The sequence below is a fragment of the Paenibacillus sp. NRS-1781 genome, from assembly GCF_050467745.1.
Taxonomy (GTDB): domain Bacteria; phylum Bacillota; class Bacilli; order Paenibacillales; family Paenibacillaceae; genus Paenibacillus; species Paenibacillus terrae_A.
Genome location: NZ_JBITPI010000013.1, coordinates 15536 through 28085, shown reverse-complemented (window position 1 = coordinate 28085; position 12550 = coordinate 15536). Strand labels below are relative to the sequence as shown.

At 46.4% G+C, this 12550-nt stretch carries 14 protein-coding genes and 1 other annotated feature; all 14 genes read right to left on the bottom strand.

Going from position 1 to position 12550, the window contains the following annotated elements; all coding sequences use genetic code 11:
• Nucleotides 1-121: 121 nt before the first annotated feature.
• Nucleotides 122-3667, bottom strand: a complete 3546-nt coding sequence (rpoB, locus tag ACIFO6_RS04385; protein ID WP_430038522.1) for a DNA-directed RNA polymerase subunit beta — start codon at nt 3665-3667, stop codon at nt 122-124.
• A 342-nt stretch (nt 3668-4009) separates the two neighbouring features.
• A complete protein-coding gene (locus ACIFO6_RS04380; RefSeq protein WP_430038520.1) occupies nt 4010-4624 on the bottom strand; it encodes a class I SAM-dependent methyltransferase in 615 nt (204 codons plus the stop codon).
• Between the two features lie 149 nt (nt 4625-4773).
• On the bottom strand, nt 4774-5139 hold the full coding sequence (gene rplL, locus ACIFO6_RS04375) for a 50S ribosomal protein L7/L12 (protein ID WP_025685943.1): 366 nt from the start codon (nt 5137-5139) through the stop codon (nt 4774-4776).
• A gap of 67 nt (nt 5140-5206) precedes the next feature.
• A complete protein-coding gene (gene rplJ / locus ACIFO6_RS04370; protein WP_430038518.1) occupies nt 5207-5710 on the bottom strand; it encodes a 50S ribosomal protein L10 in 504 nt (167 codons plus the stop codon).
• 72 nt (nt 5711-5782) lie between these two features.
• Nucleotides 5783-5934 (bottom strand) — a sequence feature (ribosomal protein L10 leader region).
• A 68-nt stretch (nt 5935-6002) separates the two neighbouring features.
• Nucleotides 6003-6695 carry a 50S ribosomal protein L1 gene (gene rplA / locus ACIFO6_RS04365; protein ID WP_014278322.1) on the bottom strand — a complete coding sequence of 231 codons (693 nt, stop codon included), beginning with the start codon at nt 6693-6695 and terminating at the stop codon, nt 6003-6005.
• An 88-nt stretch (nt 6696-6783) separates the two neighbouring features.
• Entirely contained in the window at nt 6784-7209 is a 426-nt protein-coding gene (gene rplK, locus ACIFO6_RS04360) for a 50S ribosomal protein L11 (protein WP_014278323.1), read from the bottom strand.
• 73 nt (nt 7210-7282) lie between these two features.
• The gene (nusG, locus tag ACIFO6_RS04355; RefSeq protein ID WP_014278324.1) at nt 7283-7816 is read right to left on the bottom strand and encodes a transcription termination/antitermination protein NusG; all 534 of its coding nucleotides are present in this window, start codon (nt 7814-7816) and stop codon (nt 7283-7285) included.
• 22 nt (nt 7817-7838) lie between these two features.
• On the bottom strand, nt 7839-8030 hold the full coding sequence (gene secE, locus ACIFO6_RS04350) for a preprotein translocase subunit SecE (RefSeq protein ID WP_044647199.1): 192 nt from the start codon (nt 8028-8030) through the stop codon (nt 7839-7841).
• 20 nt (nt 8031-8050) lie between these two features.
• Complete coding sequence (gene rpmG / locus ACIFO6_RS04345; protein WP_023990562.1) at nt 8051-8200, bottom strand: 50S ribosomal protein L33; 150 nt, start codon at nt 8198-8200, stop codon at nt 8051-8053.
• Nucleotides 8201-8533: 333 nt separating this feature from the next.
• Nucleotides 8534-9178 (bottom strand): RNA polymerase sporulation sigma factor SigH, encoded by a 645-nt coding sequence (gene sigH / locus ACIFO6_RS04340; RefSeq protein ID WP_014278325.1) that lies wholly within the window; start codon nt 9176-9178, stop codon nt 8534-8536.
• 177 nt (nt 9179-9355) lie between these two features.
• Nucleotides 9356-9877 carry an NYN domain-containing protein gene (locus ACIFO6_RS04335; RefSeq protein ID WP_430038515.1) on the bottom strand — a complete coding sequence of 174 codons (522 nt, stop codon included), beginning with the start codon at nt 9875-9877 and terminating at the stop codon, nt 9356-9358.
• Between the two features lie 4 nt (nt 9878-9881).
• Nucleotides 9882-10628, bottom strand: a complete 747-nt coding sequence (rlmB, locus tag ACIFO6_RS04330) for a 23S rRNA (guanosine(2251)-2'-O)-methyltransferase RlmB (protein WP_404521548.1) — start codon at nt 10626-10628, stop codon at nt 9882-9884.
• A 59-nt stretch (nt 10629-10687) separates the two neighbouring features.
• A complete protein-coding gene (locus ACIFO6_RS04325) occupies nt 10688-11146 on the bottom strand; it encodes a Mini-ribonuclease 3 (protein ID WP_430038512.1) in 459 nt (152 codons plus the stop codon).
• Nucleotides 11143-12546, bottom strand: coding sequence for a cysteine--tRNA ligase (cysS, locus tag ACIFO6_RS04320; protein ID WP_430038510.1), 1404 nt, complete (start codon nt 12544-12546; stop codon nt 11143-11145). The genes ACIFO6_RS04325 and cysS overlap by 4 nt, the downstream gene beginning before the upstream one ends.
• Between the last annotated feature and the right edge of the window lie 4 nt (nt 12547-12550).

Sequence of the window (12550 nt, the reverse complement as noted above, 5' to 3'; positions counted from 1 at the left end):
CTGAGTTTTTAGGTTTGATACCGCCCGGCAGCACCGGGCGGTATCAAGAAGCTCGATCCATTCTGTAGAGAATGGATCGAGGCATATAACAAAGCTGATATGATTCAGTCAGCGACAGAGACTACTCTACGCTAACCTCAGAGCCTTCTAGATTCAAACTCAGCTTGTCGCTGGCTGTATCATCTTCATCATCAAGCTCTCTCATTTCGATCTCTTGTTCGTCTCCAGACAAAATCTTCACGTCCATACCCAAGCTTTGCAGCTCTTTGATCAAGACCTTGAAAGATTCAGGTACACCCGGTTCAGGTACATTTTCACCTTTGACGATGGATTCGTATGTTTTAACACGTCCAACCACATCATCAGATTTGACAGTCAAAATTTCCTGAAGCGTGTAAGCCGCACCGTAGGCTTCCAGTGCCCATACCTCCATCTCACCGAAGCGCTGACCACCAAATTGAGCTTTACCACCCAACGGCTGTTGCGTAACGAGAGAGTAAGGGCCCGTAGAACGAGCATGGATTTTATCGTCAACCATGTGCGCCAGTTTGATCATGTGCATGACACCGACAGTAACTTCACGTTCAAAACGATCACCTGTACGTCCGTCATACAATACCGTCTTACCATTGCGCTGCATACCTGCCTCTTCCATCGTATCGAACACGTCATACTCCTTGGCACCATCGAATACAGGCGTTGCCACATGAATACCAAGACGCATTGCAGCCATACCCAGATGAATTTCAAGCACCTGTCCGATGTTCATCCGTGAAGGTACACCCAACGGATTCAGAACGACCTGTACTGGTGTACCGTCCGGAAGGAACGGCATATCTTCTTCAGGCAAAATACGGGCAACGACACCCTTGTTACCGTGACGTCCGGCCATTTTATCGCCTTCGGAAATTTTACGTTTTTGAGCAATGTATACACGAACCAGTTGGTTTACGCCTGGTGGCAGTTCGTCGCCATTCTCACGTGTAAATACTTTGACGTCCACAACAATCCCGTCTGTTCCGTGAGGAACTCTCAAAGAAGTGTCGCGAACTTCGCGTGCCTTCTCACCAAAGATCGCATGCAAGAGGCGCTCTTCGGCTGTCAGCTCCGTTACACCCTTAGGTGTTACTTTACCAACGAGAATGTCACCTGCGCCGATTTCGGCACCAATGCGGATAATTCCACGCTCATCCAGATTACGGAGCGCTTCTTCACCGACATTCGGAATATCACGGGTGATTTCTTCTGGTCCAAGCTTCGTGTCGCGGGCTTCGGATTCGTATTCCTCAATATGAATGGAGGTGTATACATCTTCCTTAACCAGCTTCTCACTCAAAAGGATCGCATCCTCGTAGTTGTAACCTTCCCAAGTCATGAAGGCAACGACAACGTTACGTCCCAATGCCAGCTCGCCCATCTCTGTGGAAGGACCATCTGCGAGAATATCGCCAGCTTTCACCACATCGCCTCTATTGACGATCGGACGTTGGTTAATGCATGTTCCTTGGTTTGAACGCATAAATTTGTGCAATTTATACTTAACTATGTCGCCCTTCACTTCAGAACCATCTACTGTTTCGATGCGACGCAGCCAAATTTCGTTAGCTGAAGAACGTTCGATTACACCGTCGTATTTGGATACAATACATACCCCAGAATCTTTCGCAGCCTTATGTTCCATTCCTGTTCCGACCAAAGGAGACTTCGGAATCAACAAAGGAACGGCCTGCCGTTGCATATTGGAACCCATCAACGCACGGTTGGAGTCATCGTTCTCCAAGAACGGAATCAGTGCAGTTGCCACGGACACGACCTGTTTAGGCGATACGTCCATATAGTCAACACGGCTACTTGCCATTGGAATGATGTTATCAGACTGCTTATTGTAACGAACAATGACAACTTCTTCCTTAAAGGTGCTGTCCTCTGTCAGTTCCTCATTTGCCTGGGCTACGATGTAGTTATCTTCTTCATCAGCCGTCAGGTAATCAATTTGGTCTGTAATTTTTCCGGTTTTAGGATCTACCCAACGATAAGGAGCTTCGATAAATCCATACTCGTTGATACGTGCGAAGGTAGACAAGGAGTTGATCAAACCAATGTTTGGTCCCTCTGGTGTCTCAATAGGACACATACGGCCATAGTGACTCGGATGGACGTCACGTACTTCCATACCCGCGCGTTCGCGTGTCAAACCGCCGGGTCCGAGTGCGGACAAACGACGTTTGTGTGTTAATTCGGCAAGCGGATTCGTCTGATCCATAAACTGGGACAGCTGGGAGCTACCAAAGAATTCCTTAATCGAAGCAATTACTGGGCGTATGTTAATCAGCGCCTGCGGCGTAATTACATTAGCATCCTGAATCGACATTCTTTCGCGCACCACGCGTTCCATACGGGATAAACCGATACGGAACTGGTTCTGGAGCAATTCACCGACAGAACGCAAACGACGGTTGCCCAAATGGTCAATATCGTCCGTGCTTCCGATTCCGTGAAGTAAGTTAATAAAATAACTGATGGAGGAAATAATATCGGCAGGCGTAATGTTTTTAACCGATTTATCAATATTTCCGTTGGCAATCAGTTTTACAACTTTACCATCCTCAATCGGCGAGAATATGTCGATTGTTTGAAGAGGAATATCGTTGCTTTCCAGCACACCAGTAGCAACATGATACGTACGGTGTCCTACCGACTCCTCAAGCTGGGCCAAAATCTCGTCCAACAGGCGGCGATCCACCATTTGTCCTGCTTCAGCGATGATTTCACCGGTTGTCGTATCAATCAAAGTCTCAGCAAGTCGTTGATTGAACAGACGGTTTTTGATGTGAAGCTTTTTATTGATTTTGTAACGGCCTACGTTGGCCAGATCATAACGTTTTGGATCAAAGAAGCGTGCAACGAGCAAACTCTTTGCATTATCCAGTGTAGGTGGCTCACCCGGACGAAGACGCTCATAAATCTCAATCAGCGCTTTTTCCGTAGAGTCCGTGTTGTCTTTATCAAGAGTATTACGGATATATTCGTCATTGCCGAGCAAATCCAGAATCTCAGCATCAGTGCCAAAGCCAAGCGCACGCAGCAACACCGTAACCGGAATTTTACGGGTACGGTCAATCCGGACATAGATAATGTCCTTCGCATCCATCTCCAGTTCGAGCCAAGCCCCCCGGTTAGGAATTACCGTTGCGGTGTATGTTGTTTTCGCATTCTTGTCGACTTTTGTGCTGAAATAGACGCTGGGAGAGCGAACCAACTGGCTGACAATAACCCGTTCCGCACCGTTAATAATAAACGTACCCGTATCAGTCATCAGCGGGAAGTCTCCCATGAATACTTCCTGCTCTTTCACTTCCCCGGTCTCTTTATTAATAAGCCGGACTTTTACCCGAAGCGGTGCTGCATACGTAACGTCGCGTTCCTTTGCGTCGTCAACGGTATATTTGGGTTCTCCGAGAGAATAATCGATAAACTCCAAAATCAGATTTCCTGTAAAATCCTGAATTGGCGAAATATCCCGAAACATTTCACGCAATCCTTCCTCCAAAAACCAATCGTAGGATTTTTGCTGGATCTCAATCAGGTTCGGAACCTCGAGTACCTCGTTAATACGTGCATAACTGCGCCGAGTGCGTCGACCATATTGAACAAGATGTCCTGCCAACTTAAACTCACCCCTCATGTCTACTCACTTTAAAAATTCATTGCGAACCTTTGTTTGTGACCTTATAATAAGACACAGACAGAAGATTCAATCCACAAATACAGAAAAGCCCTTACTCGAATTCATTCGAAAAAAGAGCGACGTATCTGCAGAATCCTCTTACCGGAAGATCTTCATCACTTGTAGATTTGCCCAAAATGATTGTATTATACGTAATAGGTATAGATACTATCCCCTTCTACGCATAAACCTATTGACATTTCATCAAACTAAAGCCATGGAGGGCATCCTAATACTGACATTTTATAATAGTATCACAGACCAGGATTCAAGTCAATGGTCCTATTGCATTTTTCTAAAACTTTTTTCCGCCTTCAAAATACGGTAACCTTTATCCTTCGTAACTTCCTCCACACGTCCGAAAAGGCTCTCCATTTTAGCGCTTGCCGAAGGGGCACCCTGCTTTTTCTGAATAACCACCCACAAAGCTCCACCTTCATTTAGATGTTCATAAGCAAGCTCGAAAATGGTATGAACCGTTTCCTTACCCGCACGTATAGGTGGATTTGTTAGAATCACGTCAAAACGATCAGCTTTCACTTGCTCAAACAGATCACTTTGCTTTATGGTCACATTGGTAATCCCATTCCGTTCCGCATTCTCTATTGCCAGTTGAACGGCTCGCTCGTTAATATCTACCATTGTAACGTGACCATTCGGTACAAGCGTCGCTGCCGTCAAACCAATCGGTCCATAGCCGCACCCTACATCCAGCACCGAAGCCTGTGCAGGAAGTTGTATCGCCTCAATTAACACACGGCTACCGTAATCAATTCCCTGCTTGGAGAAAACACCTGAATCGCTGGCAAAATGGTATGTCCGCCCCCGCAGCACTGTTTCGAGGCTCCGCCGTTCATGCGCCGTTTCTGGCCGTTTGGAGTAATAATGATCAGACATTCATGACCACCTCCTTTGGTTGGTAATACCATCATAGCCTTCACTATCACGTTTCAGACATGCTTGTACTGCCGATTTACAGCAACAAACCCCTTGAAGATCACCTCAAGGGGTTTGTTTTAGTGCATTGTCTGCTAGATAGCAGTCAATTATTTCACTTCTACGGAAGCGCCCGCTTCTTCCAATTTTGCTTTCAAGGAATCAGCTTCTTCTTTCGCGATTTTTTCTTTCAGTGGTTTTGGAGCGTTGTCAACCAGTTCTTTTGCTTCTTTCAGGCCAAGACCTGTGATTTCGCGAACTGCTTTGATAACGTTGATTTTGGAAGCACCAGCGCTTGTCAAAATTACGTCGAACTCGGATTGCTCAGCTTCTGCTGCGCCACCTGCTGCGCCGCCTGCTACAGCTACTGGAGCTGCTGCAGTTACGCCGAATTCTTCTTCGATTGCTTTCACGAGATCGTTCAGTTCCAATACGGACATACCTTTAATCGCTTCCAAGATTTGTTCTTTACTCATGGTTGAACCTCCATTTAAATTCTTATTTTTTGTTTTAATCTGCTATACAACAGCTTTAATCCTTAACTTATGCGCTTTGCTCTTCTTTTTCTGCAACAGCTTTAACCGCAAGCGCGATGTTGCGCATAGGAGCTTGAAGCACGCTGAGGAGCATGGAAAGGAGACCTTCGCGGGATGGCAGTTCTGCCAGCGCTTTAATTTCCTCAACACCGATAACGCGACCTTCTACAACTGCACCTTTCAGTTCCAGCGCAGTATTTTTCTTAGCGAAATCATTCAAGATTTTAGCTGCAGACACTGCATCATCTTTACCGAACGCGATTGCAGTAGGACCTGTCAATACTGCGTCCAGTTCAGTCAATTCTGCTGCCGCAGTTGCACGACGGAGCAGCGTGTTCTTCAGCACTTGAAATTCGATTCCTGCTTCGCGAAGCTGCTTACGCAACTCAGTTACTTGGCCAACATTCAGACCGCGATAGTCAGCAACCACAGTCGTTACGCTCTCGCGCAATTTTGCAGCTACAACTTCAACAGCTTCTTGTTTTGCTTGAATCACTTTTGCATTTGCCAAACTGTACACCTCCTGATCAATTTATCCGCTCTGCTCGACCAACCTATCCGGTGGTCGTCCAAAGCTATCTTCATGAGCATGAAAAAAGCCTCCGTAGAGTACGAAGGCTTGATAAATCTACATGGACGGGACGAGCCCGTCACATGAAACGTTCTATCATAACACCTCGGTAGGAAATTAAGCCCGAAGGCACCTACTGTCTACGGTAAGCATATTCAACTTTAATGGTCAGTCACACGGACTCACAACTTTTACAGAATAACAAAATCAATTGAACGTGTCAATCAAAATATTATTTGTAAACAGATGCGTTCACACGAGCACTTGGTCCCATAGTCGAAGAAATAGCGATGTTTTTCAGGTATACACCTTTAGCAGCCGCTGGCTTCGCACGGTTCAAGGCTTCGATCAAAGCTTTAAGATTCTCGTTCAGTTGTTCAGCACTGAAGGAAGCTTTGCCGATTGGCGCATGAATTTGACCCGCTTTGTCGAGACGGTATTCGATTTTACCGGCTTTAATTTCTTGAACAGCCTTGGCAACGTCGAAAGTAACTGTGCCTGCTTTAGGGTTTGGCATTAAGCCTTTACCACCGAGCAAACGCCCCAGTTTACCAACCTCACTCATCATATCAGGCGTCGCAACGCAGACGTCGAATTCAAACCAGCCTTGTTGAATTTTGTTGATCATATCTTGATCGCCAACAAAATCAGCGCCAGCCGCTTCGGCTTCTTTCACTTTGTCACCTTTTGCAAATACCAGAACACGTTGTGTTTTACCCGTACCATGCGGCAGGACAACAACACCACGAACAGCCTGGTCTTGTTTACGGGAATCTACGCCCAGACGGACTGCTGCTTCAACAGTTTCGTCAAATTTAGCAGTTGCGCCTTTTTTCACCAATTCAACGGCTTCCAAAGGCTCATAAGTCGCTTCGCTGTCGATCAGCTTAGCGGCTTCCAAGTACTTCTTACCATGTTTAGCCATAATCTTTTCCTCCTTATGTGGTATTAGCGGATATTCCTCCCACACTTGCCGGACAGTCAAACTGCCGGCACACGTAGACTAATAAAAATTAGTCTACGATGGTGATACCCATGCTGCGAGCAGTACCTTCAACCATACGCATTGCCGATTCTACGGAAGCTGCGTTAAGATCAGGCATTTTTTGCTCAGCAATTTGACGAACGGTAGCGCGATTTACAGTTGCAACTTTCGTTTTGTTCGGTTCACCGGAACCTTTTTCGATTTTAGCAGCAACTTTCAACAGCACAGCAGCCGGTGGAGTTTTGGTGATGAACGTAAAAGAACGATCTTCAAACACCGAAATTTCAACCGGGATGATCAGGCCTGCTTGATCAGCAGTACGAGCATTGAACTCTTTACAGAATGCCATGATGTTGACACCTGCTTGACCCAAAGCTGGACCTACTGGAGGCGCTGGATTAGCTTTACCTGCAGGGATCTGCAGTTTTACCATTTTGATTACCTTTTTTGCCACGGATGACACCTCCTTGACTCAATAGTGGTAGACGGACCTAATGATCCTCCCACAAGAAACCTGTAAGAAAAATCTATATTTTCTCCACCTGAGTATAATCCAACTCAAGCGGGGTTTCCCGTCCAAACATGTTGACGTGAACCTTAAGCTTGCTCTTCTCAACCAAAATTTCTTCCACGGAGCCCACAAAATTCGCAAAAGGACCAACTTTAATTCGCACGGATTCCTTAACATCGAATTCGATCTTCGGTTTCGGCTCTACCATGCCCATATGCTTCAGAATCTGTTCAACTTCTTCTGGAAGCAAAGCTGTCGGTTTGGAACCCGAGCCTGTTGATCCTACAAATCCCGTAACACCTGGTGTGTTGCGCACAACATACCAAGAGTCATCAGTTTGAACCATTTCGACCAAGACATAACCAGGGTAAACTTTACGCATAACGGTCTTTTTCTTACCGTCCTTGGTTACCAGTTCTTCTTCCATTGGAACAAGAACGCGGAAAATCTTGTCCTCCATGCCCATGGACTCAACGCGTTTCTCCAAATTGGCTTTGACTTTGTTCTCATACCCTGAATAGGTATGAACGACGTACCATCTTTTTTCCATATCAAGCCACCTGGAACCCTTCCTAGATAATCGCTTCGATCGCAGCGGAAATGCCGATATCGAGAACCCAAAAATAAATCGTGACAAACGCAATCGTCCCAATGACAATCAGCGTATAGTTGGTCAGTTCTTTACGATTGGGCCAGCGAACCTTCTTGAGTTCAGCCCAGCTTTCAGAGAAAAAGGAAAACAGAGACTTGAAACTGCGTTTCACGCCGACTACACCTCCAAAAACTATCTAGTTTCCCGATGAGAAGTCTGTTCGTTACAGGACTTACAGAATTTCTTCATCTCCATGCGGTCGGGGTGATTACGCTTGTTTTTCGTCGTTGTGTAATTTCTTTGTTTGCATGTTGTACAAGCCAAAGTAATAATTACCCGCATGATGTGCACCTCCCGAAGACATCCAACACCGGAAGTCTCATAATTGATCCTAAAAAAAACCGCGAATTTAGGCCTACCTAAAACACTTTATCACACGCGGTTTTGCATGTCAACGAATGTTTGTATACATTTCGCGGTCCCGGCTGTGGTGCATTTTAACATCTGTTCATCCTTTAAAAGTCATCTCTGAAAAACCTCTCCAAGATCCATGCGATATCTATTATTTATCTTTTTCAGTATAAATCATTCTTAACACATATAAACCTGCATATCCTGCCCTTAACGAATAAAAAAAGACTCAGACTCGAGCCTTTTCCCTGCCAGCCTCTACTTTCAGCTATCCCTTACTTCCAAATACTTTTCAAGTTTGCGCTTGACCCGTTGCAGCGCATTATCAATAGATTTCACGTGGCGGTCAAGGTCCTCGGCAATTTCCTGATATGAACGTCCGTCCAGATACAGCATAAGTACCTTCCGTTCCAGCTCGCTCAGAATCTCGGACATCTTATCCTCAAGGCCCACAAACTCTTCCTGATTGATAATTAGCTCTTCAGGATCACTTACCTGTGTTCCGCAAATCACGTCCAGTAACGTTCGATCCGACTCTTCATCATAAATGGGCTTGTCCAGAGATACGTAAGAATTCAGAGGAATGTGCTTTTGTCGTGTGGCCGTCTTGATTGCCGTAATAATCTGTCTTGTAATGCACAGCTCGGCAAAGCCCTTGAACGAAGCAAACTTGTCTCCCTTAAAATCACGAATAGATTTGTAGAGGCCAATCATGCCCTCCTGAATAATATCCTCGCGATCAGCACCGATCAGGAAGTAGGATCTAGCCTTGGCCCGCACGAAGTTCCGATATTTATTAATCAGAAACTCCAGTGCCTCCCCATCACCTTCATGGACTGCTCCGACAATGTCTTCATCATTTTTGTAATCAAACTTTGACAACATGATATCCTTGAGGTCCACACTCACTAACAATCCCTCCGGCTGCAACGCAAGATACCCGTTACTCTCTCAAATATACGACAAGTATACGCGATGTAACCTGATACCGTCAACCACAACAGCCTAAAAAAGAAGAGCGCTAACAAAATTGTAAATGGTTTCAAAATGGGGAAGTGTCCAATGAATGGATTTTCATTCTCTGGACTATTCTCTTCTCCAGCGCTCAAACAGCTTTCGAATTTCCGGGCGCAGATTGACATCCAGCGAATTGCGGGACAACTTAGCGCTATCCTGCTCTATCCGCTTTTTCACTTCCTTTTCAGATTCCTCAATCTCAATCAGAAGCTCACGCGCAGACACCCTGAGCGCTCCTTGCCCAAAAGCGACATGTTGTTCCACCTGATCACTTGTTGCTACATAAATACTTCTTCTCCGGCTGCCTAGCTCCCGAACCAATCGCTCGATGCACTCGTCAGCGGTCTCTTTTTCTTTAGTAAAATAAATCTGTACTTTACTCTGGGAATACGTTTTACCCAATCCTGGCACCCGGTAAGCATCAAAAACGACGATGACTCTTCTGCCGGAATACGCCTGATGATCCGCGAGTCGTTCAAGCAGTCTGTCCCTCGCTTCCTGCATACCAGATTGTACCAGTGCGGAAAGTTCGGGCCAGGCTCCAATTATATTGTAACCGTCCACAAGCAGAACATCCCGCGTGTCAGCCATATCATTAGCCCCGTGCCTGTCGTCCGCGCAACACTTCGTACATCACGACACCTGCGGCTACAGAAGCATTCAGGGAATTGATTTGCCCAGCCATCGGCAGCTTAACGAGCACGTCACATTTCTCGCGGATCAAACGGCCCATCCCTTTATTTTCGTTACCAATGACGATAGCAACTGGCCCTGTGAATACACCATTTCCAAAAACCGGGTCCGTAGCTGTCACATCTGTGCCAACTACCCATACGCCTTCCTCTTTGAGACGGTCGATGGTTTGTCCCAAATTGTTCACACGCGCCACCGGAACATACTCAACTGCCCCCGCTGATGTTTTGGACACCGTTACAGTTACTGCCGCTGAACGTCTTTTCGGCACGATTACGCCATGTGCCCCTGTGCAATCCGCTGTCCGAAGGATAGACCCCAGATTATGTGGATCTTCAATCTCATCCAATAGGATCAAAAACGGCTCTTCTCCCTTACTACGGGCAGTTGCAAGCAGTTCTTCCACTTCAGCATAGGCAAAAGGTGCAGCCTGTGCGACCACTCCCTGATGCTGTATTCCTGGAACCATTTGATCAAGCTTGCGCTTGTCCACCTGTAAAACAATGATCCCCGCTTTTTTAGCCTCAGCCGTAATGGGCAATGTCAGATGCTTTTGTGCATTATCCGCAATCCATATCTTATTTATCGTTCTGCCTGAGCGAAGCGCCTCCGTTACCGAATGCTTACCGGCAATCCATTCCTCTTCCATATCTAGCTTCCTCCCGGGAAACGGCGGATATTTGACGCATTTGATCCGACGTTCCCAAATTAAGATTTTTCTGTATTTTCCATTTGTGCAATACCATACGTAATCAATTCTCTCATTCTGTCCAAACGCCCGTCACAATAAAGAAAGCCAAACAATCCCTCCAGCGCAGTAGCATGACGATACTCAAGTACATCCGCATTTTTGGGCAGGCTTCCCGACTTGGCATTTCTGCCTTGTCTGACAATATCACGTTCTTCCTCCGTCAGCACCGTCTCCAGCAGCACGAGCATACGGCTCTGCGCCTTGGCAGAGACCAGCCCTGTGGCCCGCCGATGTAAATGGTTCGGGCGCAGATTGGGCTGCGCCAGCAAATATTGCCGCACCGCGACCTCATACACAGCATCGCCAATGTAAGCCAGTGCAATCGGCGGCATCAGGCGGGCTGGCTTGGACGCAGGATACGGGAACCAGTTTCCCGCACCTTCCGAAGCCTCCATGTTCAATGGCTTATCACTCATTTTCGCCGCCACCGCATACCCTGCGCTGTATCCTCAAGCACGATTCCTTTGACAGCGAGCAGATCGCGAATTTCATCGGCTCTGCCCCAGTTCTTGGTTTTACGAGCTTCGACACGTTCTGCAATTAACTGCTCAATTTCATCATCCAGCAGCTCTTCTTTTGGTTCCGAATATATGCGAAGTACATTATTCATCGAATGAAAGGTATGCAGCACCGCCTGCAATTCTGCCTGATTGACCACGTCACGCTGCAACAAATGGTTGGCTTCGCTAACCCATTCGAATACAGCAGTAATCGCATCAGGCGTATTGAAATCATCATCCATTTTTTCGACAAACTGCTGCAAAATTTCGTCAAGCTTCGTTTGCAACTCGGTCGATACTTCTTCATTACCCTTCAACGCATTAGCTAAACGATGCTGCACGTTGGCCACTGCATTGGCAATCCGCTCGACACTGTTCTCCGCCTGATTCATCGTCTCATAATTGTAGTTTAACGGATTCCGGTAATGCGTCGACAGCATAAAATAACGTAAAGCCTCGGGCTTGTGACGAACACGCAAATCTTTAACCAAAATACCATTACCGAGTGATTTCGACATTTTTTCATTATCAATGCGAATATATCCGTTATGCATCCAGTAACGAGCCAATGGCTTACCCGTGATCACCTCGGATTGTGCGCATTCGCATTCATGATGTGGGAATTGCAAATCTTGTCCGCCCCCGTGAATATCCAGCGTATCCCCCAGATAGTGGCGGGCCATGGCAGAGCATTCGATATGCCAGCCTGGGCGGCCGTCGCCCCAAGGACTTGACCAATAAATTTCTCCTGGCTTGGCAGCCTTCCAGAGTACAAAATCCTCGGCATTTTCCTTACGTTCATCCACATGAATGCGAATCCCAAACTGAAGCTCCTCCAGATTCTGACCCGACAACTGACCGTAGCATTTGAATTTTTTCGTCCTATAGAACACATCGCCATCATTCTCATAGGCATATCCTTTATCTACCAGTTCCTTGATAAAATCAATAATCAGATCCATACTCTCGGTTACACGTGGATTCATAGTGGCGGCAGGGACATTCAATCCTGTCAGATCCTCATGGTAGGCTGCAATAAATTTCTCGGCAACTGCCGGAACATCCATATCAAGTTCCCTAGCTTTGCGGATCAGCTTATCATCGACATCCGTAAAATTCACCACATAGTTCACATCATAGCCCAAATACTCCAGGTAGCTGCGCACCACGTCAAACACAATTACAGGTCTTGCATTACCAATATGAATGTAATCATACACGGTAGGTCCGCATACATACATTTTAACCTTTCCAGACTCCAGTGGAACAAAAGGCTCTCGGCTCCTCGACATCGTATTATAAATTTGAAGCGGCATCGTT